At 69.1% G+C, this 23946-nt stretch carries 21 protein-coding genes and 1 pseudogene; 4 read left to right on the plus strand and 18 right to left on the minus strand.

The features are described from left to right. Positions 1 to 67: 67 nt before the first annotated feature. On the minus strand, positions 68 to 934 hold the full coding sequence (locus tag OHU89_RS53315) for an NAD(P)H-binding protein (protein ID WP_331737472.1): 867 nt from the start codon (positions 932 to 934) through the stop codon (positions 68 to 70). Positions 935 to 1140: 206 nt separating this feature from the next. Here OHU89_RS53315 and OHU89_RS53320 point away from each other — a divergent pair, with 206 nt between their 5' ends. Next, positions 1141 to 1809 (plus strand): ScbR family autoregulator-binding transcription factor, encoded by a 669-nt coding sequence (locus OHU89_RS53320; protein WP_331737474.1) that lies wholly within the window; start codon positions 1141 to 1143, stop codon positions 1807 to 1809. On the opposite strand, the gene OHU89_RS53325 is transcribed toward OHU89_RS53320, so the two are convergent. The 4 genes from OHU89_RS53325 to OHU89_RS53340 form a co-directional block, all read right to left on the minus strand. Continuing rightward, entirely contained in the window at positions 1802 to 3331 is a 1530-nt protein-coding gene (locus OHU89_RS53325; protein WP_331737476.1) for an FAD-dependent monooxygenase, read from the minus strand. The genes OHU89_RS53320 and OHU89_RS53325 overlap by 8 nt on opposite strands. 244 nt (positions 3332 to 3575) lie before the next feature. Continuing rightward, positions 3576 to 3977: a DUF6009 family protein gene (locus OHU89_RS53330; protein WP_331737478.1), complete on the minus strand. Its 402-nt coding sequence runs from the start codon at positions 3975 to 3977 to the stop codon at positions 3576 to 3578. Further along, complete coding sequence (locus OHU89_RS53335) at positions 3974 to 5476, minus strand: phage/plasmid primase, P4 family (RefSeq protein WP_331737481.1); 1503 nt, start codon at positions 5474 to 5476, stop codon at positions 3974 to 3976. Before OHU89_RS53335 ends, OHU89_RS53330 begins: the two co-directional genes overlap by 4 nt. Next, entirely contained in the window at positions 5473 to 6504 is a 1032-nt protein-coding gene (locus OHU89_RS53340; protein WP_331737484.1) for a bifunctional DNA primase/polymerase, read from the minus strand. Before OHU89_RS53340 ends, OHU89_RS53335 begins: the two co-directional genes overlap by 4 nt. Before the next feature lie 837 nt (positions 6505 to 7341). Between OHU89_RS53340 and OHU89_RS53345 the strand changes: the two genes are divergently transcribed. After that, the gene (locus OHU89_RS53345; RefSeq protein ID WP_331737486.1) at positions 7342 to 7914 is read left to right on the plus strand and encodes a transcriptional regulator; all 573 of its coding nucleotides are present in this window, start codon (positions 7342 to 7344) and stop codon (positions 7912 to 7914) included. Between the two features lie 5 nt (positions 7915 to 7919). Here OHU89_RS53345 and OHU89_RS53350 read toward each other — a convergent pair whose 3' ends face one another. Further along, positions 7920 to 8378: a nuclear transport factor 2 family protein gene (locus OHU89_RS53350; protein WP_331737799.1), complete on the minus strand. Its 459-nt coding sequence runs from the start codon at positions 8376 to 8378 to the stop codon at positions 7920 to 7922. Between the two features lie 132 nt (positions 8379 to 8510). Further along, positions 8511 to 8819: pseudogene (locus OHU89_RS53355) on the minus strand (VOC family protein); the annotation flags it as partial. Between the two features lie 210 nt (positions 8820 to 9029). Here OHU89_RS53355 and OHU89_RS53360 point away from each other — a divergent pair. Continuing rightward, the gene (locus OHU89_RS53360; RefSeq protein WP_331737488.1) at positions 9030 to 10427 is read left to right on the plus strand and encodes a CHASE3 domain-containing protein; all 1398 of its coding nucleotides are present in this window, start codon (positions 9030 to 9032) and stop codon (positions 10425 to 10427) included. Between the two features lie 28 nt (positions 10428 to 10455). On the opposite strand, the gene OHU89_RS53365 is transcribed toward OHU89_RS53360, so the two are convergent. The 5 genes from OHU89_RS53365 to OHU89_RS53385 all read right to left on the minus strand — a co-directional run bounded on the left by OHU89_RS53365 (position 10456) and on the right by OHU89_RS53385 (position 15171). Continuing rightward, on the minus strand, positions 10456 to 11454 hold the full coding sequence (locus OHU89_RS53365; protein WP_331737490.1) for a PAS domain-containing protein: 999 nt from the start codon (positions 11452 to 11454) through the stop codon (positions 10456 to 10458). 141 nt (positions 11455 to 11595) lie between these two features. Continuing rightward, positions 11596 to 13518, minus strand: a complete 1923-nt coding sequence (gene ftsH / locus OHU89_RS53370) for an ATP-dependent zinc metalloprotease FtsH (protein WP_331737493.1) — start codon at positions 13516 to 13518, stop codon at positions 11596 to 11598. Between the two features lie 186 nt (positions 13519 to 13704). Next, positions 13705 to 14007, minus strand: a complete 303-nt coding sequence (locus OHU89_RS53375) for a WhiB family transcriptional regulator (protein ID WP_331737495.1) — start codon at positions 14005 to 14007, stop codon at positions 13705 to 13707. 50 nt (positions 14008 to 14057) lie between these two features. Continuing rightward, a complete protein-coding gene (locus tag OHU89_RS53380; RefSeq protein ID WP_331737497.1) occupies positions 14058 to 14462 on the minus strand; it encodes an SsgA family sporulation/cell division regulator in 405 nt (134 codons plus the stop codon). A gap of 79 nt (positions 14463 to 14541) precedes the next feature. Continuing rightward, positions 14542 to 15171 carry a hypothetical protein gene (locus tag OHU89_RS53385; RefSeq protein WP_405655236.1) on the minus strand — a complete coding sequence of 210 codons (630 nt, stop codon included), beginning with the start codon at positions 15169 to 15171 and terminating at the stop codon, positions 14542 to 14544. A gap of 398 nt (positions 15172 to 15569) precedes the next feature. Here OHU89_RS53385 and OHU89_RS53390 point away from each other — a divergent pair, with 398 nt between their 5' ends. Then, entirely contained in the window at positions 15570 to 16229 is a 660-nt protein-coding gene (locus OHU89_RS53390; protein ID WP_331737502.1) for a response regulator transcription factor, read from the plus strand. Positions 16230 to 16280: 51 nt separating this feature from the next. Here OHU89_RS53390 and OHU89_RS53395 read toward each other — a convergent pair whose 3' ends face one another. The 6 genes from OHU89_RS53395 to OHU89_RS53420 form a co-directional block, all read right to left on the minus strand. Next, complete coding sequence (locus OHU89_RS53395) at positions 16281 to 16646, minus strand: response regulator (RefSeq protein WP_331737504.1); 366 nt, start codon at positions 16644 to 16646, stop codon at positions 16281 to 16283. Between the two features lie 507 nt (positions 16647 to 17153). Then, entirely contained in the window at positions 17154 to 17930 is a 777-nt protein-coding gene (locus OHU89_RS53400; RefSeq protein WP_331737506.1) for a class I SAM-dependent methyltransferase, read from the minus strand. A gap of 175 nt (positions 17931 to 18105) precedes the next feature. Then, complete coding sequence (locus OHU89_RS53405; protein ID WP_331737508.1) at positions 18106 to 21111, minus strand: S8 family peptidase; 3006 nt, start codon at positions 21109 to 21111, stop codon at positions 18106 to 18108. 248 nt (positions 21112 to 21359) lie between these two features. Next, positions 21360 to 22202 carry an alpha/beta fold hydrolase gene (locus OHU89_RS53410; protein ID WP_331737510.1) on the minus strand — a complete coding sequence of 281 codons (843 nt, stop codon included), beginning with the start codon at positions 22200 to 22202 and terminating at the stop codon, positions 21360 to 21362. A gap of 354 nt (positions 22203 to 22556) precedes the next feature. After that, complete coding sequence (locus tag OHU89_RS53415) at positions 22557 to 23033, minus strand: tetratricopeptide repeat protein (protein WP_331737511.1); 477 nt, start codon at positions 23031 to 23033, stop codon at positions 22557 to 22559. Between the two features lie 352 nt (positions 23034 to 23385). Continuing rightward, positions 23386 to 23817, minus strand: a complete 432-nt coding sequence (locus tag OHU89_RS53420) for a DUF3806 domain-containing protein (RefSeq protein ID WP_405655240.1) — start codon at positions 23815 to 23817, stop codon at positions 23386 to 23388. Between the last annotated feature and the right edge of the window lie 129 nt (positions 23818 to 23946).

A 23946-nucleotide genomic window follows, 5' to 3' on the forward strand; every position in this document is an offset into this window, starting at 1 on the left:
TTCCATACCGGACCCCCCAGCCCCGGCAGCCTTCGCAAGCCGCGGGACCCACCGAGGCCCCCACCGACTATGCCCCGGCCGCTTCCGTGACCGGTTCGAAGGCCGCGAGATGGTCCGCAGCCCATGCGGCGAAGGTGCCCGCCGGCCGGCCCGTCAGCGCGCCGACCGTGTCCTCCACCGTGGCCTTCGCACCCGCCCGCTGGCGTTCCGCGCTCTGCAGCAACGCCTCGACCACCGGCGCCGGATAGCGCTTCGCCAGTGCGCGGCGCGCCTCCTCGGGGCTCAACTCCTCGAAGCGCAACGGAACACCGAGCAACCGGGCGAGCTGCTCCGTCTGCCCGGCCGCGGTTACGGCTTCGGGCCCGGTCAGGGTGTAGGCGCGTCCGGCATGGCCCTCCTCCGTCAGGACGCGCACAGCGACCTCCGCGATGTCCCGTGGATCCACACAGGCATTGCCCCACGTCCCGTACAGCGCGCGGACCGCGCGCTCGGACCTGATGGAAGCGGCCCAGGAAAGGGAGTTGGACATGAACGCGCGCGGACGCAGCACGGTCCACTCCATGCCGGAGGCGCGCAGGAGTTCCTCAGTGGCCCGCTGCCACTGGGTGATGAGGTCGTCGGCCCGGTCGTCGAGGACGGCGGCCGCGGAGAGTTTCACCACCCGTTGCACTCCGGCCATTTGTGCGGCGCGCACGAACCGCGCGTCGTCGTCGGCGCCGACGCGCGTGGTCACGAGGAACGCCGTCCGCACTCCTGTCAGAGCACGGGTCAGCGACCGCGGATCCCCGTGATCGCCGGCGACCTTCTCCGCCGTCGACGCCGCCCCAGTGATCTTCGCCGGGTCCCTCGCCATGAGGCGAACGCCCAGATCGGCGGGAAGTCGCTCAACCAATGCGCGGCCCACGGTCCCGGTGGCCCCGGTCACGAGGATCATCGAACGCCCTCCCCCGCACAAACACTGGTGGCATCCGTGCTCCACCCGGTTCCCCCCATCACATTCCCCTCCTCGCAGCGATGGTTTTGCGCAATTCCTTGAATCTGGTACGAGCCAAGGGGCTGCGCGTTGCCCAATCATCTGTAATATACAAACTAGACGGTTTTTTTGTGGGTCTCCGGGCTCATCGACTGGAGGAGGCCATAGTGGTGAAGCAGGACCGGGCGATCCGGACCCGGCAGACGATCTTGCTGGCAGCAGCCAAAGTCTTTGAGGAACGCGGTTACCAGGCCGCGACCATCAGCGAGATCCTCGCCGCTGCCGGAGTTACCAAGGGAGCCCTGTACTTCCACTTCCCCTCGAAGGAACACCTCGCCGACGGCGTACTCCACGAACAGGACCACAGGCTGCCCATCCCCGACCGCGCATGCAAGGTGCAGCAGCTCGTGGACACCGTGGTCCTGCACGCCTACCGTCTCCAGATCGACCCCATGGTCCGCGCGGGTGTCCGCCTGTCGCTCGACCAACAGGCCCAGGGGCTCGACCGCAGCGGCCCCTTCCGGCACTGGAGCGACGTCGGGGTGGAGCTGCTGGAGAAGGCCCAGGCCCAGGGCGAGCTGCTGCCCCATGTCGTACCGGCCGAGACCGCCGACGCCCTGGTGGGCGCCTTCGCCGGTGTCCAGGCCATGTCCCAGGCCCTGTGCAACTACCAGGATCTGCCCCGCAGGGTCAGCACACTGCTGCGGCATCTGCTGCCCAGTGTGGTGGTCCCCTCCGTGCTCGCCGCGGTGGATCTCACCGAGCACAGGGGGGCCGCGGTCCAGACCGAGCTCGAAACCGCGCACCCCGTGCCGCGGCCGGCGCCGGTCAGCTGACCGCCCCGGCAAGAACACCCGTAGCCTGCGCCCGCACGCCCGCACCGAAGTACGCCTTGAGGGCGGCGGCGGGTCCGTCGCCCCCCGACGCCCAGGCGATGTAGCCGTCGGGCCGCACCAGCAGTGCGTCACAGGGGAGTTGAGGCACCGGCTCGGCGCGCACCACCCTCAGCAGGCCGTCCCACCCGCGGGCCTGCTGCTCATAGCCGCCGCCCTGCTCGCCGAAGAGCAGCAACAGCGGCCGCCCCTCACCCAGCAGGCCGATCACATCGGTGCGGCCCTGCCGGGTCACCAGATCGACGTTGGGCAGAAACCTTCCTTCCCATGGCGGGGAGTCCGCGCCGCGCGTCGGCAGCACGGTGTCCTGGGCGCTGACCATGGACGCCAGCACACCGCTCTCCCCTCCCCTGGCCAGCAACTCTCCGAACAGGGCCCGCAACGGGTCGAGTTCAGGGCCGGGCCGCATCAGGGCGAGCTGAGCCCGGGTGTTGTCGACGACCCGCTGCGCCGCGGGGCGGCGCTCCTGGTCGTAGGTGTCCAGCAGTCCCGCGCCCGCGATGCCGCGCACCGTGAACGCGAGCTTCCAGCCGAGGTTCACGGCGTCCAGCAGTCCGGTGCTCAAGCCCTGGCCGCCGATCGGGAAGTGCACATGTGCCGCATCGCCGGCCAGGAAGATCCGCCCCTTGCGGTAGGACCCGGCCACCCGGGAGAAGTCGCTGAACCTGCTCAGCCACCTGGGATCCCGCATCGCGATGTCCCGGCCGGCGATCCAGGAGACCTCGCGACGCAACTCCTCCAGCGTGAGCGGCAGATGACGTTCCTGGTGCGCGCCCTCGCAGTTGAGGGTCCGCAGCCGGACCACCCCGCCCGGCACGTTCTTCACGACGATCCAGCCACGCGGGGTGCGATGCCATCCCGCCTCCAGTACCTCGCCCTCCTCGAAGCGGACGTCACCAGCCATTGCCGAGATGCTCGCCGGGTACGTCCGTGAGGCAAAGCCCGCCTGCTCCCGCACCAGGCTGCGCGCGCCGTCCGCTCCCACCAGATACGCACCCGTGCAGTTCACCCGGCCGCGCGGCCCCTGGGCCATGACGGTCACCCCGCCCGGCCTCTGGCGCACCCCGATCACCCAGTGTCCGCGCAGGATCCGCGCACCGACGGCCCGAGCCCGCTTCTCGAAGTGACGTTCCAGCTCCTCCTGCGAGCACTTCAGAATCGGCTCCGGCTCCGCGGCCGGGGCCGAGATGGCCAGTCCCGGGATTCCCGCGAAGTGGAACGCGCTGCTCGTCCATGCCGTGCCGCCGCTCTCCCCAGCGGTCACGAGTCCGGCAAGATGACCGCGCCGGACGAGACACTGCACCGTACGGGCGTGCAGCGTGGTTGCCTTGGGCCGCCGGCAGACCTCTGTCCCCGACTCCACGACCACGGTGCGCACTCCCTGCCCGGCCAGCTCGCAGGCGAGGAGCATGCCCACGGGCCCTCCGCCGGAGATCACCACTTGTGCCTGTATGCCACGCACCATCCCCTGACCTCCCCCATCATGGATCAGCACATGAGCGAGGAGGCTGAAGCGAACGGGGCGCACGAAGGTTCAGAGGCTTCCCCGTCCGGAACAACTCCCTGTCTCCCCACAGGAGTTGAGTTGCCCAGCTCGCTCGTACGTCTGACGCAAAAATATACCGGGTGGACGGTTCTTTGCAACGCTGTTGATGCCACCGACAGTTCTTCTTCTCAGCCGTACGGCGCCTTCTCCCCCGCGCTGCCACTCACAGCGGCAGCGTGATCCCCAGCTCCCGCATCGCCGAGGACGGCGGCCCACCCTCCGACCGCTCGGTCTTGCACCCCTTGCTGCCGGGTGCCAGCGTGCGCGGATCCACCGCCTCGGCGGGCGCGCCGGTCGCGTAGAGACCTTCGGGGTCGGTGTCACGGTCGTGCGGAAGCAGCCAGAACACCCGGCGGCGGAAAGTACCCGAGGAACGGGACGGCTTGGCCCCGGAACCCAGCAGCGCGTAGCCGACCATGCGTCCGTCGCGGTGGTAGGGGGGCTTGCCACGGCGCGTCGGCAGCCGGTCCAGGCTCTGGCGTACGTAGTCGAGCGTGTCGATGTCCTCGAGCCAGACGAAGTCGTCCTCATGAACGAGCTCGTCCTCAGCAATGAGGGCGCTCATGCTGTCTCCTCGTCGGCAACCAGTCCGATGCCCGGGTAGTACTTGCGCTGGTTGGACAGGATCATCTCCTTGGGCGACGCCAGTCCCACCACCTCTCGGACCCGTGCTGCGAAGGCGCGGGACGAGATTGCCGGGGCTCCCTCATTCTGACACCAGGTCTTATAAACCGCGTAGAGCTGTGCCTGTTCCGCCCTCAGCGCCGGGGCAAGGCGGCAGGACTCCGAGAGGAATCGCCCGGTGTGGTCCTCGGTCTCCGCATACGCCGTGGTGGCGATCCTTACCCGTTCGGGCCCGCTGAGGTCCTTCTCTCCGCCCAGGTAGCGACGGGCGCCCAGGATCAGCCAGTTGAGGATTCCTGGGCCCTCCTCGGTGACCAGGATGTCGGCCAGGTTGTCAATTTTGCGTTCGTCGGGCACGACCCGCTCGAACGGGATCAGCCGCATGCGCCGCCAGAACGCGAAGCCGCCGGTGCCGACTTCGGGCCGGTGGTTGCCCAGTAACCAGAGCTTGTGGGTGGGTTCGAAGCTGAAGAAGTCCTGACGCATGCGGCGCGCCTTGATCCGGTCGCCGCCCGTCAGCAGCTTCACCCGGGCCTCGTCGAAACGGTCCCCCGGCTTGACCTCGCTGCACACGATGACTCGCCGACCGTGCAGCTCCGCGAGGTCGGTGGGGTGCCCCTCGTAGGGCCGGGCCATCAGGAAGCCGGGCGGCGCCGCGTCGGCGTAGTCCCCCACCAGCTTCATCAGGACGTCCAGCAGCACCGACTTGCCGTTCTTGCCGGATCCGAACAGGAACGGCATGACCTGTGCGCCGACGTCCCCGGTGATGGAGTACCCCAGCAGCAGGTGCAGGAAGTCGATCATCTCCGCACCCTCGGCCCCCTCGCCGAAGGTGTCGGTCAGGAACCGGTCCCAGCGCGGGGTGGGCATCGGCTGGGGGGCCGCGCTGGTGGAGCGGGAGTGGAAGTCCTTGTCGGGGTCGGGGGTACGGATCAGTCCGGTGCGCAGATCGACGATGCCGGCCGGGGTGCACAGCGCATACGGGTCGGCGTCCAGGCGGGCCGCATTGAGCACCATGCCGGGGGCCGACCGGGCCTGCGCGAGCATGGCGTTCATGCCGCTGGTGCTGAGCGCCCGACGCCGGTGCTGCTGCAGTGCCACGGAGGTGAACACACCCCGCGGGTCGTTGCTCGCCAGGGATTCGGCGAGGTCCCCGGCAGCCCACATCACGGTGTCGTCCTCGTCGACCTGCCAACGAGTGCTGTCCCAGCGGAACCAGCCGAGGCCGGGCACGTGCCGGTAGTCGTTGGAATAGAGCTTGACGAACAGCTTGGCGTTGCCCCGGTCACTGAGAGTGTCCGGCAGCAGCCCGTCGGCCGTGGCCTCCCCCTGCGCCGACACATCTTCCTTGGGACGGCGGGCATGCGGCACCGGCTGGGCGAGGATCTGCGCGGCGACGGCCTGGGCGTCGAAGAGAGTGTCGTCCTGGCGGGACGTCATGCGCGTCCTCCTGGGGACAGCGGACGCGTACGGCCGGCGTTCAGACCGCTGCGGATGATGGCCGTGTAACGGCGCTCCTGCCCCGGCCGGGCGTGCTCGGCGGCCTCGCTGAGTACTCGCTCGGCTTCCGTCGCCTCCAGCTGTCCCCCGGCCACGAGTCCTCCTGCGGTGTACGCGGCACGGTTCAACTTCTCGGAGAACGCGGCGCCTTCGGCTACGGCGACACAGGCGGCCACCTCTTCGAGCAGTGCGCCCAGGACACGGCTCACCGCTCCGTGGCCGCCGCCCGCGGCCAGGACGGCCTGCCGGGCCCGCGGAGGGACCGGCCTGGGGGCGGGCACGTACGCGGGCGGCAGGTGTCCGGTGCGCTCCAGTTCGCGGGCCAGCCAGTCGGGCAGCGGTGCGGGCTCCCGTACGTCTCCCACCGCTTCGTACACACCGGCGTCGGTCACGGTGCCGGGGGCGACGATGTACCCGCCGTGCGCCCGTACGTCGACCTGCCAGGCAAGGGCGCGGCCGCCGGAGCCGGTGGAGCACTGCCAACGGTGCCCGCTGGGGGCTCGGTACCAGACGTGCAGGCCGCCGGAGGGGGTTCTCACTCGCAGGGTCGTCTCGTCGTCGGCCGGGCTCTCGAAGCCGCGCAGTGCGGCCAGCACGCCGATGGTGTGAAAGCCGTTGGCGAGCCCGCTCAGGTCAATGCTGTCGGCAATCGCGATGCCCGGCAACAGGCGGTCCCGGCCGGGGAGTTGGCGTTCGTGAGCGTCGATGTCGACGATCAGCAGGCCGGCGGGTCCGCAGGAGATGCCGACGCCGAAGCCGGGGTTGGCGCCCCACCACCGCTCGATACGGGCGAAGTCGAGGGTGGCGGCGTGGAATCCGTGGCACCAGCGGCCCGCGGCCGGGCAGCCGCAGCCCTTGTGGTGATGGCCGGATCGACGGCAGTCCTCGCAGTTGCCCGCAGGGGTCTTGCGCCCCGGGGCCAGCGGATGGACGGGCCATCCTCGGCTGGCACACCACCGAGCCGTCATCAACGCTCCCGCGACCGGGGCGGACAGAGATGATTGGCTACGTGAGTTGTGCAGCTCAGAGGCCATGCGCACCCCCCACCAGCGACCGAAGCGACTGAGCGACCGGAACAGCCTAGCGAAGCAAGCGGGAACCGAGGGCCTCCTGTGGAAAACAAAGATTCGATTCGCTTCAGGGGCTCAGCTACTGACCGAGAAGCGACCCAGCGACTGAGCATCTTCGGTAGCTAGTCGGTCGCTCGGAGAAAATCGCAGGTCAGCGATAGAGGCGAATCCAAAACAGCGACTGAAGCGACTGAGCGACCGTATATATGACACGCACGCACACACACGCATACGCGAATGTCTTCATATACCCGGGGCTTGAGTCGCTTGAGTCGCTGCCTGCCGGAGTGCGCACCGCCTGACCTGGTACTTCTTCTCAGCGACCGGAGGCAACTCAAGCGGGCCTTGGTCGCTGGTCCTCAGTCGCTGCTCGCTTCCGGCCCCCGGCAGGCAGCGACTGAGCGACCGAAGCGACTCAAGCGACTCTGGATCTGACTTGAAGGAGAACCCGGCTGCCCCGTCCGGAAAGCACCGGCGGGGGCGCGCCGCTCGCTCAACTTCGACCGTCAATCGCTTCAGTCGCTGTCTCCCGCCGAATCCGCCCTGACCTGGGACGTCTTGGGAGCGACCAAGAGCGACCCAAGCCCCGCCCGCCTCGCCGGGCTCTGCGCGGCAACACCCGTGCCCCCTATAGGGAACTTCTTCCCCTGCTGGCCCATACTGATCTCCTGCAAGAACCCGAGTCCGTCCCGCTTTGGCGGCGGGTCGGCATCCCGGGGCGAGGGAGGAGACGAAATGCCGGATCGCACTCATCAGTTCGGCATGCACGGCGCCCGCGGCATCAAGGGCCACGAAGCTGTGGCCCGCCGGCTCGACGCCCTCGCCGGATACATCGCCACCCCCGTCACCGCCCGCCGCGGTCTGCTGGCGCGTCTGCACTACCTCACCCGCACCGACCACGCCCGGGCTGCCGCACGTGATGCGGGACTGACGGTCACCGACCGCACGCTCAAGGCCTGGCTGGACGGAAAGCGCAGCCCCTCGAAGAAGAACCTCGATCGCATCGAGCAGGCTTACCGCACCGTCCGTCGCCACAACACGGCCCGCTATCTCCTCGCCCGCCTCAACCGTGAGGGCCGCGGCACCCGGGTCGAGATCCATCCGCTGAACCAGTCGCAGGTTCCCCGGCCCCGTCAACGCGTGGTGGAGTTCCGCACCCTCAACGTCCGCCACTGGGACCGCATCGTCGAAGCCTGGGCCGCCGACAACCTCCAGGCTCTCGACGACGCCTGGGTCGACCAGATCGTGGACCTCGGCTCCCAGTGGGGTCAGTACGAGTACGTCACCAACATCGGTTTCGCGGCCTGACCCGTTCAGGTGGCCTGGCGCAGGTGGCGGCTCACATCGCCGACGAGGTTGATGCGGACGCGTCGTTCCACGAAGATCCAGTGCCCGTCGCGGCGCTCGAAGCGGTCGTGATACCGACCGCCGGCGATGGGCTGGAGCGGCTGCTCCGGCAGAGCCTGCAGCACGGTCACATACGAACGTGCGACGGCGGTGCCCGCCCCCTCATCGACCTCGATCGCGAGATTCGTCGTCACGTGCTGGGTCCGCGGAGTGCCATCGGAGTAGATGATCAGCATGTCCCGGAACATCTTCTCGATCGCGTCCCGGCCCCGCACTACTGTGCCGCTTCCCGCGAAGGTGGCCTCGGCGAGCAGGATGCCGAGCCCCGCGAAGTCGCCGTCGTCCACGAGCTCGGCGTAGCGGGCGATCAGGTTCTCGACATCCCGGTGGCCCGACGTCGGATCGGCGGGGGCGGGGGCGGGCATGGTCTGCGCCTCGAGGGCCGCCGCCGCACGGTCGACCCGGCCGGGCAGGCGGGTGGTGACCTCCTGTACCAGCCACGAGTTGCCGTCCGGATCCCTGAACGGGAAGTGTGAGCGGTAGCTCTCCCGTTCGGGATGCAGTCCAGGCTGTGGGGTGGCCCCGCCGGTGTGGAAGTAGTTGCCCACCTCGACGCCCAGTCCGGTTAGCTGGCCCCGGGTGGCCACGATGTCGGGGACGCACAGATACATGTTCTGTGCCGAGCCGGGCGTGGCGGTGGTGAGGCCGGTGCCGAACTGGACCGAGCACGATGAGCCGGGCGGGGTGAACTGGACCTTGGTGGGCGGTGTGTGGTCCAGCCGCCAGCCGAGCCGTGCGTAGAACTCCTTCGCACGCTCGACGTCGGACACGGGGATGGTCACCACTTCCAGCCGCTCCACTGTCATGACTGTCTGCCTCTCCCTCGGTTGCTCATGAAGACGCTAGGCCACACCCAGGAAGGTATCTATACAAACCGGGCAAGTATTGGCAAATATATATACGTGTCTCGCCCAGTGGACGACGATCTCAGGTGTTCGTCGACACACACGTATCCTCGCCCACAGATACATTGCACACTTTAGGGTGTCTCGATTCTTTCCATCGGTAGGCGGAGCATGAGCGCGCAGCAGGAGTACAGGGGTCGGCGACTGGGGCTGACGAGCCTTACGGTCGCGGCGAGCGGCCTGCTTGCCTTGCTGATCGGTGTCGCGTTCGCCGTCCTGCTGTGGGCAATCTCCGACGCGAACAGCTCCACCTCAGCCAGGCGTGCCTCCCGTACGGCCCTCGTCGAGGCCGGGACCATGGAACGGCTGCTCCTCGATATCGAGACCGGCCAGCGAGGTTTCGTGATCACCAAGCACGAGACGTTTCTTCAGCCGTGGCAGCAGGCGCGCTCCAAGCTCCCCGCGGCGGCGCGGCGGTTCACCGAGAGCGCCACGTCCACGGAACAGCGACGCACCGCGGAACAGATCGCCCAGGGCGTCGAGTCTTTCCTGAAGGACTATTCGCTCCCGCTGGTCGCGATGGTCCGGCGAGACGATCCCACCGCGTCCTCCCTTGAGACGACCACCGAGGGCAAGGAGCGTGTCGACACCTTGCGAACCCAGTTCGGCCGGTACATGGCGGACGAACGCGAGCAGCTCGCGGAGCGCACGGACGCAGCCGGGACCAACAGCCGGCAAGCAGTCCTCGCGGCGGCCGTGGGGCTCGCGGCGTCGACCGCGCTCGTGGCCGTCTTCACGGTGCTCCAGCACCGTGCAGTGGTGCGGCCGGTACGTGGGACGGCGGCCGCGGCGGAGGCATTGGCGGGCGGTGATCTGAGCATGCGGATCCCGCCCAGCAAGGTGGCGGAGATCGGGGCGCTGGGCACCTCCTTCAACACCATGGCCGCCTCGTTGCAGGACAGCCGCCGCCGGATCATGGAGAGCACCGAGGCCGTGCACCGGCGCACCGCCCGGGATCTGCACGACGGGGCGCAGCAGCGCCTGGTCAGCCTGATGATCGGGCTGCGGCTCGCGCGGGAGATGCTGCCCGCCACGGAGACGGAGACGGCCGACCTGCTGGACCAGTCCATCGACAACGCGCAGACGGCGATCAACGAGCTGCGGGAGCTGGCGTCGGGGATCTATCCGCTCGTGCTGACGGTGAAGGGGCTGGTGGCGGCGGTGAAGGATCTGGCCTCCCGGTGCCCGGTGCCCACCGTCGTCGAGAGCAAGGACGAGCGGAGGATCTCCTCCACCGTCGAGTCGAACGCGTACTTCGTGGTGGCCGAGGCGGTGACGAACGCGGTCAAGCACGCTCAGGCGTCCCGGATCGATGTCTCCGTGGAATTCGGGGACACGCTGCGGATCAAGGTCGCCGACGACGGTGTCGGCGGCGTGGGCAAGGCCAGCGCCGGCAGCGGGATGACCGGACTGACGGACCGGGTGGCGGCCTTCGACGGCAAGCTGGCCATCGACTCCCCGCCCGGCGGCGGCACCACCATCCTGATCCAGATTCCGATACGGGACTGAGCCGGCCTGGCGGCGGGCGCCACCGCGCTCAAAGGATGGCGGCGACGCCCGGCCGGAGCGGGACGGCCACCGTGACCGTGGTGCCCGTGCCGGGTGTGTGACTCACCGTCAGTGTGCCGTCGAGCGTCGCGGCCCGCTCGGTCAGGGCCGTCAGCGCCGCTAGGTCCACCGCCCCCGCGGGCGGCGCTCCATCGTCGACGACGGTGACCACCAGGCTCGTTCCGAGGTCGGCGGTCACCTGCACACGATCGGCCCGGCCGTGTTCCACGGCCCGTTCGACGGCCTCCGCGACGAGGAGGTACACATGTGTCTCGACCAGCGGGGGCAGCCGTTCGGTCAGGGTGCCCGAGACGGTCATCCGTACTGGGCAGCGCAGGGCGAGGGCGGCGAACGCCGCGGGCAGTCCTCCGGCGCGCAGGGCCCCGGGGCACAGGGCGTCGGTGACGTCCCGGACGCCGGCCAGGGCCTCCTCGGTGTCGCATGCCGCGCTGTGCAGCAGATCGATCACCCGCGCAGGTGCCGTGGCCAGCTCCTGTCGCACCAGGTTCAGGCCGAGCAGGGCTCTGACCATGTGTTCCTGGACCTGGTGCTGAAGGGTCCTGGCGTGCTGGCGCTCTCGCTCCGCCTGCCGATGCGCGAGGAGCCGGGACGGCGGTCCCGCGTCCCGGGGCCCACGACTGTCGGGGATCGGCTCGGCGAGGGGACGGAAGATGTACAGGGCCGTGCCGCCGCCGGGCCGGGGCAGCGGCACCAGGGTCCACTCGACCAGCAGGAGCGAGCCGTCGACACATGTGAGTGTGCCCTCGCCCCGCACAGGGCCGGTCAGATCGGCGGCTTCGCGTTCCGGCGCCCCGACCGCGGTGACCGGGCGGCCGTCGCGGCCCAGCAGGTCGGACGGACGGTCGTATCCCATCGCCTCGGCGGCCGCAGGGTTCGCGTAGCGCACGGCGTGATCGGAGTCCACGGCCCAGATCGGCTGGCGTATGACGTCAAAGACGCTTTCCCAGTCATCGGCGATCGACGTCATCGCACATCTTCCTTCCCCCCAGGCCCGACGCCCCTGACCACGCCGCCGCCACTGGCACGACTCTCACAGCCGTGCCTCGGGCACGCATCCGTCATTTGACTCGGAAGGACGCTCTGCGGGGAGAGAGGCCCCGAGGGCCTTTCAGCCCTTGGTGAGGGACATGACCCCGGCAATGCGGTAGGCGTCCGCCTCCTCCAGCGTCTCGCGCTCCAGCAGGGCCTGGGCCAGGGCGTCCAACTGGCCGCGGTGGTCACGAAGTTTGCGGCAGGCCTCCTCGTAGCACGCGTCCACGATCCGCCGCATCTCATCGTCGATCACATCGAGAGTCTGCGGAGCGGCCGCCAGCCCGTACGCCTGCTGCGCATCGTTCGGCAACGCCGACAACCGGCCCACCCGCTCACTCATCCCCCACCGCGCCACCATCCCCCGCGCGATATTGGTGACCTGCTCAAGATCGTTCTCCGCCCCCGTCGTGATCACACCGTAGACAACCTGCTCGGCCGCCATCCCACCCAACGCACCGATGATCCGCCCCCGCAGATACTCCTCCGTATACGCATACCGGTCCGCGTCCGGCGTCGACAACGTCACCCCCAACGCCCGCCCCCGCGGCACGATCGTGATCTTACGAACCGGATCAGCACCCGGCTGCAACATCCCCAGCAGCGCATGACCACTCTCGTGATACGCCGTCCTGCGCCGCTCCTCCTCCGGCATCACCAACGGCCGCTGCGCACCGAGTTGGACCTTCTCCAGCGCCTCCGACAGGTTGGTCTGCGTGACCCTCTCCTGCTTGCGCTTGACGGCGAGGAGGGCGGCTTCGTTGGCGACGTTGGCCAGCTCGGCGCCGGTCATGCCCGGGGTCGTCCGGGCGACCTGGGCCAGGTCCACGTCCGGGGCGAGCGGCATGGACCGGGTGTGGATCCGCAGGATGGCCTCGCGGCCGCCCCGGTCCGGCGGTGAGACGGTCACCACCCGGTCGAAGCGGCCGGGCCGGGTCAGGGCCGGGTCCAGGATCTCGGCACGGTTGGTCGCGGCGACCACCACGACACCGTCGGACCCGGAGAAGCCGTCCATCTCCGTGAGGATCTGGTTGAGGGTCTGCTCGCGCTCGTCGTGGCCGCCGACCGCGGAACCGGTGCGGGCCCGGCCGATGGTGTCGATCTCGTCGATGAAGACGATCGACGGCGCCACCTTGCGGGCCTCGGCGAACAGTTCGCGCACGCGTGAAGCGCCGACGCCAACGATCATCTCGATGAACTCGGACGCCGAGGCGGAGAAGAAGGGCACCCCCGCCTCGCCCGCCACCGCCCTGGCCAGCAGTGTCTTGCCGGTGCCGGGCGGACCGGCGAGCAGCACACCACGGGGCATCTTGGCGCCCATACGGCGGTAGGCGTGGGGACGCCTGAGGAAGTCGACGACGTCGTTGAGCTCGTCCTGCACCTCGTCGATACCGGCCACGTCGCCGAAGCCGGCGCGTCCTTGCTCCGCCTCGACCGGCTTGGGCGGCTTGCGGCCCAACATCCCGCCCACGCCGCCCAGTCCGCCGCGCGCCTTGCGGGCCACGAACACCCAGACGGCGATCAGCAGCGCGGTCGGCAGCAGCGACACCAGCAGGGACTGCCCCAGGCCCGGCCCCTTCGCCACCGGCGAGGCGGAGACCGACACCTTCTTCTGCTCGATCTCCCGCCACAACTGGTCGCTGTCGGCGAAGGACGGCTTGTACGTCTTGAACCGGACGAAGGTGGCACCGTCGTCCTTGCCGGGCACCTCGCGGGCCTTCTTCAACGTGCCCTGGATCTGCGAGCCCTGCGAGTAGACGGTCTTGACGTTGCCCGCGTCCAACTGTGCGGTGAAGGCCGTGTAGTCGACGGACGTGGTGCCGTCGCCGTGCATGTTGTTGTAGAGCAGACCGGTCGCCACATAGATGACGACGAAGACCACCACCTGCAGCAGGCAGCCGTTGCGGGAGCGCCGGCCGTTCGGCGTCGGCGGCCCGCCCGGCACTCCCTCGGAGCGCCACGGTGACCGCGGGTCGGGTCGGGGTGGTACGGGTGCGGCCATCGGACTTCTCCTTGCCAGGGGTGCGGCGCCCGTCGGCGGACGGGGACGGTACGGGGATGAGCGGTCACGGTCGCTCTCGCTCATGCGGCTGATCCGCCGTCAGCGCGATGGTGACGGCGGATCAGGAAGGGCGGGCAGCGTCAGGTCCGCAAGGGCGCGGTCTGCGCGGGGTGCCGCAGCCGCCCGTCACCGCGGGGCCGCGTCGTGTGTCTCGGCCATGCCGGCGGTCCCCGTGCCGTGCCGTCGGCGTTCGTCGTCGGACAGCCCGCCCCAGACGCCGTAGGTCTCCCCGTGCTTCAGGGCCGTTGCCCTGCAGATGGCCCGGACCTCGCACCCGCCGCAGATGGAGCGGGCCTGCTCCTCGCGGTCGCGACGGGCCCGGCCCCGCTCTCCCGGCGGCGAGAAGAACGTGGAGCTGCTCATTCCGCGGCAGGCGGCGCGTTGCTGCCACTGCCAGTCGCTCAGTAGGGGGCGCAGTACATTTCGCATGGTCTTTCTTCCTTTCTCTTCTCTGCCTACGACGGCCGGTCCCGGTGGCGTCACTCCGCCAGCTGGACCAGCTCGTCCCAGTTCACGCCGTCCAGTTCGGACCCCTGCGGAACCATGTCGTAGGTCCGGGCCAGCCACTTCGCGACCGGCTCGACGGGAATCTCGAACAGTGCCGTGCGGACGCTTCCCACCTGTACGCAGAAGGAGGACGGTTCACCGTCCTGGCAGAGCTCCGGCCAGAGCACCACGTCGCCCTCGCCCGCAGGGGCGGTCATGCCCTCGGCCAGCAGGTCCCGGGAGAAGGCCCAGCGCACCGGCCGCTCACCGTCGGTGTCGAAGACCAGCGTGATGGCGAGCGGGTCATGGGTGTCGTACGTGAACTCGCAGTACAGCGGCAGGTCGAGTTCGGAGATCACCCATTGTGTGATCTTCAGCGCGAGGTGGCACTTCTTCATGGTCGCCTCCTAGGGACCTGGCCGGTCAACCGGCCTGGAAAGACGTGGGTTGTCGTGTGCTCCCGCACCCGGGCGCGGTTCAGTCGACTGTGCGAAGAGTCCGAGGGTGGCGCCGTGCGGCGGCGAGCGCCTCGAACGCCGCGGTGGCCATCAGTACGGAGCCGCCGACGTCGGCCAGTTGCCCCAGGGACGAGAAGGGGAAGGCGGTCATGAACAGACCGGCCGACACGATCACCGCGTTCAGTACGTCGTCGTAGGCGAAGACCTGCCGCACCGAGGGCGAGGTGACGGACACAGCCATGGTGAGTCCTCGCAGCAGCCAGCCGCAGCCGGTCCACAGCGCGAGCAGGAACACCGTGTCGGCCCAGCCGTGGAAGAGGGCCGCGCCCAGCGGCAGCGCGGCGAAGCCGCCGGCGGCCAGCAGCCACCGGACCGACGCCGACGCCTTGGACGCGTGCACGGCCAAGAGCTGGAGCACTCCCTGGACCGCGATGTGCACCCCGAAGAGTGTCCCGGCCACGGCCAGTGTGCGCACATGTACGACGATCAGCAGGCCGCCCACGGCGGCCGAGACCAGCGAGCCGGCCAGCATCGTCGCCCTGGTGAGGGCGCCACCCGGGCGAGCGGCGGCCACCCGGACGCCGGGGCGGCGCACGGGGTGACGGACAGGGTGACGGACCTCGTCCCTGGGTGTTTCCAGTTGTGCCATGTCCGGTCCCCGTTCGTCGGCCACAAGTGTTCGATGCACCGCGGCGCGTTCTCGTCCTGTCGGTGAAGCTCTTCGGTTCCTGTGGAGGGTTCGGCTCAAGAGGTGTCCAGCGGTGACGGTTGTCCGACACATCGCGTTTCCTGCAACAGGAACCCCCCGATCCCAGCGCCAAGTCTCGAAGCGGGCCGCATCCTGGTCTGTCGTGCGCTCCCTCGCCCTTGCTCGGGGGTTCCCCCACGTCGTTGTAGGGTCCGCCCCACCCCTCAGCGGGCACACGTGGTGTGACCTGCGGTGACGTTCCGGCACGCCGGGCGAAGTCACACATGTGCGTTTTCGAACGGTCGTCGTGGACGCTCTTTGTCATATATGCGAGACACGCGTCAGGCTAGGATGCGGCCATGAGCGAACCACTGCGGGCGGTGCTCGGAGAAGACCAGCCGTTCATGCGCGAAGGCATCGCGGCCATTCTGCGCAAGGCCGGCATCGACGTGGTCGAGGCCGCCGACAACGCGGTGGACCTCGTCCGCGCCGCCGAGGAGCACCGCCCCGACGTGGTGATCACCGACATCCGGATGCCGCCGGACCTGGAGGCGGACGGCCTGCGAGCCGCGCAGCAGATCCGGGCGGCGCGGCCGGAGACCGCCGTCATCGTCCTCTCCCAGTTCCTGGACGCCTCCTACGCGCTCGACCTGGTCGGGGACGATCCGAGCGGGGTGGGATATCTCCTCAAGGAGAAGGTGGCCAGTCCGCAGATCCTCATCGACGCCGTCGAGCGGGTCCTGGCTCGCGACTCGGCCCTCGACCCCGACGTGATCGCGGCGCTGCTGGGGCGCAAGCGCCCGGAGGATCCGCTGGCCGCACTGACGCCGAAGGAGCGGGAGGTCCTGGCGCTGATGGCGGAGGGTCACTCCAACACGGGGATCTCCGAGCAGCTCTTCGTGAGCGTCGCCGCCGTGGAGCGGCATGTGACCGGCATCTTCATGAAGCTGGGGCTCAGCCAGACGGCGACCGGACAGCACCGGCGGGTCCTGGCGGTGCTGCGCTACCTCGGGCAGTAGCGGCAGGGCAGTGGCGACGCGGGCAGGGGGCCGCTGCCCAGGGGGCTTCCGTCAGGAGGCGGATGGGGTGAACAGCCCCCGCAGGTCGGCATCGAACAGCTTGTCCTTGGCGACGAAGGACTCGATTCCCGCTCTCTCCAACTCCTCCGGCGACCAGAACGACTTGTCGGTGGAGGTCAGCACGATCCGCGGCGGGTTGTCCTCCTCGGTCAGCCGGCGCGCCACGGTCAGTCCGTCCAGGTCGGGCAGGTGCAGGTCGAGCAGCAGCCCGTCGGGGCGGTGTGCCCGCACCGCGGCCAGGGCCGAGGCGCCGTCCTGGGACTCCGCCACGACACGCAGGCCCCGTGCCGTCAGCAGCGTCGTGGCGATGCGACGGAATCCAGGGTCGTCGTCTACGACAACGATGTTGATGCACATGGTCTCAGCATGCCGAACCCTCTGGTGGGCGGACCATAGGGGGAGCCCTACGGTTTGTGTATTACTCATGCAGGGGGTCCCGCACGCCCCCTCGGGCCCTGCCGCGCCCGCCTGCCTGCCTGGTGAGGCACGACCCTCATCCCCCCGTAGGGGAAGCCCTACACACACGACGTCGGAGGGCTGGTGCCCACCCCATTGCGACGGATGTCCGCGGCGAGAAACATATGACGTGGCCTCCGCGAACGGCCGCGGTCCATTGGGGACACGCTGGACCGCGGCAGGTGTCACCGGGTGTCTGTGAGGGATGGGCGCCCGGTGACACCGCTTCGAGAGCTGCCTCATGATGAGACCTCGAACACGCAGGTGTGTACGGCGGAGCAGGCGATGTCCGCCGTACACACCCAGGTGAATTACTCCATGTAGTCGGGCGTCATCATTGCAGATCACCTCCTCCCGATCGCAGAACAGCTGGATCGACTCCGGTGCGCATCGCACACCGGAGAGCTCTCATCTACGAGCCGCCACCAGGAACTTCCGGTCTCTTTCCAGATCGACCCCGGGCTGCAGCTCGCCCCGATAGAGGCCGTAGATCGACTCCACGGCGAATCCCGCCGCGGAGAGCAGCTTCTCGACCTGGTCAGGTGGGAAATAGTGGTGGGTGACGGTCTCGTTCAGCCGCCGCCAGGTGCCGTTGTCGCCCGCCATGAACACATCGATGGTCAGGTCCGTCGTATGCGCCCGGTCGCCGGAAGGTGCACCACGCCAGAGCACGACCGCGTCCTCGGCTTCATCGATGACGTTCCACGTGGCCAGACGATCGTTGAACCCGGGCGTGGGAAGGTCGAAGACGAAAAGGCCGCCCGGAACCAGGGTGCGGGCCACCCCCTCGAACGCCGCGGCAAGTTCATGGGCGTCCGCCAGATGCGTGAGCGGCTCGCTCATGGTCGTGGCAATGTGGTGGGAGCCGATCTCAGGAAGGCTGCGTACATCGGCCTGGAGGAAGGTGACGGTGTCGGCCCCGTCCTTCTCACGAGCTACGGCAAGCATCTCCTCGGACAGGTCCACTCCTGTCACCTGGAAACCGCGTCGCTGCATTTCGAGGGCGGACCTTCCGGTCCCGCATCCCACGTCCAGGAGCCTTTCTCCCGGAACACCATGGCTTTCGAAGATGTCCGTATACAGAGTGACCCATTTGTCATACCGCTGGGTGCGCGTGACGATGTCGTAGTGCGCTCCGAGGCCATCGTAGAAGTCTTTTGCCGGTTTGTCGGTGCTCTTTGACATTCACCCACTCCGTAGCAACCCGCGCAGTCATGGTGTAACCAAGATATGTATCGATCTGCACGTGAGTGTGCGCAACATATGTTTCTCCACATGCCCCTCACACACATATATGCAGCGGGGTGGGTCGCGGTGTGTGCCCCGGCGGGCCGTCGGGCGGGCCGCCGGGGCTGTCCGGTCAGCCGCCGATGCTGACCAGGGTGCCCGTGCCGTCCGGGTAGCGGACGTACGCGGTGGCCGGAGCGGTCGTGTCCACACCGGACCACTTGCCGGTGACGGTGAACGGCATGCCCGGTTGGGTGGCGGGAGCGGTCGGAGACACGGTGAAGGTACCGGTCGTGGGGGTGTCCGTCCCCACCAGGTTCGACTGGAGGGTGAACTTCGTGGCAGAGGTTCCCTCCAGGTAGTCGAAGGCGAAGACGGACGCGAGGTACTCGCCCGGGGGCAGGGAGGACACGCTGACCCGCGCCTGGTGCGCGTACGTGCTCAGCTCCCCCATGATCTGCCCCGGCCGTCCGTCCGTCGGTGCCGTCCAGATCATCAGGGTCACCTTCGCGTCGGGGTCGTCCGTCGTGGCGAAGAACTCGCCCGCGCCGCCGCCCTCGGGCACCGTGAAGGCGAAGTCCTGCTCGCCGTCGGTCGCGGCGGAGACCTCACCCGGTACCGGCCGGCCCGCGACGGGGGCGTAGCCGGTGAGCGTCACCTTCTCGGTTCCCGGGGTCAGGGAGTAAGAGATGTCGCCCTCGCTCCCGGTGCCGACGACCCGGTCGGGGGCCAGCAGCGTGTACGGGGTCACCACGATCGGGCTGCGCACGCTGAGCTGTCCGCTGCCGGTCCAGGTCAGATGCCCGGTGACCGGCTTGCCGGAGGCCGCGGTGGTGCGCGTCAGCTTGATGCTGACCTTGGCCTTCTGGCCGGCGCGGGTGAAGCGCAGTGTGGCGGGGGTGACCTCGGCACGGAAGCCAGGCAGCTTCACCGAGGCCCGGTACACCCCCGGACGAACCGCGGTCAGCGTGCGGGTGACGGTGCGTGAACCCAGCAGCTTGCCCACGGAGAGGGACGGGTAGTTGAGGTCGCTGGGATCGATGGGCTCGGTGCCGGTCCCGGTGTGGATGCCGAGGCCTTCCTCGTATCCGAGCCAGTCGGTGTTCGACGAGTCGTACACCAGGCCGGGGTTGAGCATGGCGACGGGATCGACCTCACCGGATCCCTGCTCGTACGGGTCGGTGTTCGCGCCGCCGGACGCGGTCTTGGTGTCCACGGCGCTGGTCATCATGGCGGACTTCACCGCCATCGGGGACCAGGTGGGGTGGACGCCGAAGTAGAGCGCGGCGAGACCGGCTATCTGCGGGGCCGCCATCGACGTACCCGACATGAAGTCGAAGTCGTGACCGAGGTTGCTGGGCGGCGCGACCGCGGCGAGCACACCCACGCCCGGGGCGGCGATGTCGGGCTTGATCAGCGCGCCCTGGTTCACGGTCGAGGGGCCGCGGGAGGAGAAGGGCGCGATCTGCGGGTACGGCGTCCCGGAGGAACCGCCCGGCTGGAGCGTCACGGTGGCGCCAGGGGTGGCCGCGTAGTCGCGGACCGTCGTGGCTCCCGGGACGTTCAGGTGCACGGTGGGCACAGTGTGGATGTCCGCGTCGGTGTCCAGGTCGGATGTGTTGACCAGGACCATGCCGACCCCGCCCGCCCGTGTCACCTCGGCGGACTTGCTCACCCGGGCGGTGACACCACGGTCGCACACCACGACCTTCCCGGCCGTCTTCGCCGGGTCGAGAGAGCCGTCCCGGCACAGCCGTGCCGCCTCGTCCCCGGCCTCGGCGGTCTTCACATCACCGGCCCGGACCAGCGGCTTCGGCCCGAGCACCGCACTCACCGTGGTGCTGCCGCCGACGAAGGTGCGGCCGTCGCCGAGCTTGACCGTGGCCTCGGGGAGCGCCAGCGTGCTGGCCGCGACCGTGGTGGTCCAGGGCGCCGTGTTGTCCAGAGTCCCGGCATCGGGGCCCTGGTTGCCAGCAGCCGTGGAGACGAACACCCCGGCCTGGGCCGCGGCCCGGAAGGCCTGCTGGATGGGTGAGTCGAGCCGCGACTCCACCATGCCGCCCGCCGAGAAGTTGATGACGTCCACGCCGTCGGACACCGCCTGGTCGATCGCCGCGACGATGTCGGAGTCGGTGCCGCCGGAGTCCTTTTCGTCCTTGCCCGTCCACAGCGCCTTGTACGCCGAGACGACCGCGCCCGGCGCCACTCCGGAGATCTTCCCGAAGTCGTGCCCGTCCACGGTCACATGGACGTTCGCGTTGCCCGCGGCGGTGGACGCCGTGTGTGTCCCGTGCCCTCCGCCGTCCCGCGGGGACACGTAGTCGCCCCGCCGCTCCGGCGGCACTTGGGACAGCCAGCCGTCGCCGAAGTACCGTGCGCCGACGAGCTTGGTGTTGCAGGCGGCTTCGGTGAACTCCTCACCGGTCTGGCAGTGACCGCTGAAGAGACCTCCGTCGGCCTTCTTCATCTTGATCTCATCGCCCTTGAGGAACGGGCGGTAGGGGTCCTTGGCGGTGGGCGGCGCAGTGCCGAGGGCTGGCGCGGCGAACGAGGCGCTCTGGGGCCAGATGCCGGTGTCGATGACGCCGACCACCACACCCTTGCCGGACTTCGCGGTGCCCCCGAGCTTCGACCACACGCCGTGCGGTCCCGACAGGCCCAGGAAGTCGGTCGACCTGGAGTCGTCCGTCACCTTGTTCCACCCGTCCGGACTGACCTTGAGCACACCCGGCTGCCGGCTCAGACGCGCGGCCTGAACGGCGGTCAGATGCGCCGTGAAGCCGTTGGTCACCACGGTGTAGCGGTTGCGGATCCTGGCGCCGGCCGAGGCGGCGACCTTGTTCTGCCGGTCCTTGAGGTAATCCTGGTAGCGGTGCGCATCGCCGCTGTTCGTGTCGGCCTTCGCGCCCGACGACGGCGCCGTCGCGGCGATGCCGGCCAAACCGCCCCGGTAGAGGGCGACCGGTGCGTCCGCCAGGGTGACGATGTAACGGCCGGCGGGGAGGTGTCCGGACAAGAGGGTGGGAGTCACCGGAGCGCCGGTGGCCTGCGCCGGTGTGCCGGAGCAGACGGCGGCGAGGGAGACGGCGAGAACCGCCGCCCCTGAGGCGAGGGTTTTTCTTCGGAGCGTGGAACTCACACGTTCCTCCTGAGGAAGTGCGCCGGAGGGTGGCTCCGGCACCTGCGAGGTGGTGCTGCGCGTGCGGGGGCAGAGAGCAGCGCGACGACAACCGAGCAGTGGAGGCGCAGGTGACAATGTCGACGCGGCGAGGAAAGTGAACGCCGTTGGGCAGACAGGTGTCCAGACGGTCCGATGGCGGGTTTGGACAGCTGGCCAACCACGCCATGGACGTCACGCGTCGATACGTGTGAGGGGTGAGCCTTGGTTCAGACGAGCCCGGCGACGACCTCGGCCAACCGGTCGGGCATCGACAGGAACGGTGAGTGTGCGGACTCCAGCGTGACCACATGGGTCCTGTTCTGCGGGAAGGCGTGGTCGGCCTGGGTGACGAACAGGCGCTGGAGTGCCACGGGGATGGTGTTGTCCTGGGTGCACAGCACATAGGTGCGCGGGATCGATCCCCAGCGCTGCGCGGTGAGGGTGACCGGCTGTGTGGCCATCGCGGTCGGTGACTCGCAGCCGAGGAGGGCGATCGCCGCGTCCGCGATGTCCTGGTCGACACCGCCGTAGAACGCGCTGCGGATGGCGGGCCGGAGGTCGTCGTCCGTGGTGTCGACACGCAGTGCGCCGACCACGGCGGGATCGGCGGCGAGCAGACCCAGCGACTGCTGCCCTTCGGCCTCCGGCAGCGACGGGTAGGTGATGCAGGGGATGTCGGAGGCCGGCATGTACGCGGTCACGTAGACCAGTCGCGCGAAGAGCTCGGGGTGGCGTTCGGCGGCCAGGGTCAGCGCGGCGCCGCCCATGCTGTGGGCGACCGCGGTGACGGGTTCGCCGCGGCCCGTCCGCCGGGCCTGCTCGGCGAGCAGCGTGGCCGCCGTGTCGAGGCCGACGTCCGCGACCGGGGACTTCTCGGACGCGAAGTCGGACGGGACATGAGGACGTCGGGTGCTCGCGGCCGGCCGTCTGGCCTTCAGACCGTGACCCGGCATGTCGACGGCCACCGACGCCACGCCTCGCGCGGCGAGCTCGAACGACACCTCACTCCAGCACCAGGCGCCGTGGTAGAACCCGTGAACCAGCAGAACAGGACCCTTGAGCACAGCCATGGTCGCCCCCCCTTGGAAAGGTGTGATCCTAACTTCTCGCCACCGGAGTTCACCAGGGCTCCTGCGAGGCACACCGGGAACACCGGGAGGCGGCGCGTGGTGTCGGCGCCGGATCACGGAAGGGATGCGGTCCTGCCCCCGGACGGCAGGGTGCGGAGGCAGGACCGTCGAAGGAGCGTGCCGGCAATCGGAACTCGGGGGCATGTCCAGCCTGCCGGCACGGCACTGCCACACTCCTTCTCGACAAGGGATGTGACGTGCCCTCACCTGTCACCCGAGCGTGTGCGAGTACAGGTGCCTCCCACCTGGAAACGGTCCGGCACCCCCATCGGGTTCACACACATCGCGGTCATCTCAATCGGCGAGGCGGCTCTTCGGCTGTGGCAGGGACTCCGCCTTGGCGCGCATCTCCGCGGCGCGGGCGACGCGCAGGGCGTCGAAGAGGTCGGCGGACCGGTTCCAGTTCGCCCGCGTCTGTTCGGCATCTCCCAGTTCCAGCTGGGCTGATGCCAGGTCATTGAGCAACTCGGCCTGCTTGTACTCGTCGAGAAGCTCCTCGTAGAGCCGCAGCGACTGCCGGTAGTCCTCGATCGCGGACGCGACATCGCCCAGGCGCTGTCTGATGTAGCCGATGTTGCCCCGTACTCCGGCCACGTCGTGACGGTTCCCGGTCGCCGCCAGCAGGGGCAGCGCCTCCTCGCACCAGGCGAGCGCTTCCTGGTGGTCGCCGAGCACGGCATGGAACCAGCCCACGATGGCGATGGAGCGTGCGATTTCGTACGGCCGGCCGAGCGTCCGGGCGATCGCCAGGCTTCTGAGCCCGTGTTCCATGCCCTCGGCGTGACGTCCCTGATAGCTGCGTGGCCCGCCGGCAGTGCGGCCACCAGCTCCTGTTCGTGCTCACGGCCGACCAGGGACCTGCCGTCCGACCACACATGTGCACTCACCTTGTGCCCTCCCCGAGACCCCTCCAGCCAGCAACGGGTGTGTCCACCAGACGAGGTGCGTTCGCGAAGGACCGATCCGAACGGCACGGAGGATTGCTCCGGCCCGGATGTGTCTCACCCAAGCGCCGGTGCACGACAGCGGTCGTACGCCCGACGCTGAAAAATATAACGGACATTTTAACGGCGGACTGCGTATTCATGGGTCACTGCGAGGTCGGCCGGGCTCACGACGGGTCTCAGCCGTGTGTACTCGTCGCGGCGGGACCGCCTTCCGGGGCGACCTCGGCGTACAGACCGCAGATGCTGACGTCAGGTCCGTGCTCGAGGCGGCGGAAGACCCAGTCGATCGGGTGGCACTCCCGGGCATCGGGGAGCGCCACGACCAGGGGGACGACGTGCGGGGAGTCCTGCATGTAGCGCCAGGCCCCGCCTGCGTGACGCGTCAGTATCTCGCCGACGTAGCAGCCGAAGGCGACGAGGGAGTCGGCCATCTCCTGACCGGTGGCACCGTCGGTCCGGAAACCGTCGACTATGTCCTCCACCACGCCGATGCTCCCGGGACTGTAGTCCAGCTCGGCATCACTGATGTCGGCCGCGACCTCGACGATGGCAGCTGCGTGGAGAGGCGCACTGTCGGGCTCCAGGGGGTAGTTCAAGTGCAGCTGCATGTTTATCCTCGGACCGTTGCTGTCGATGCCGTCGAGGCTAGCCGGAGAACATCCGCCAGGCATGCGCCCGAGCATAAGCATTTGGTCACCCATGGGCTGCTCCGGGCAGCGGGCACCCGACGGCCACGA

Origin of the sequence: Streptomyces sp. NBC_00019 (assembly GCF_045041015.1) — a bacterium.
Classification (GTDB): Bacteria; Actinomycetota; Actinomycetes; order Streptomycetales; family Streptomycetaceae; genus Streptomyces.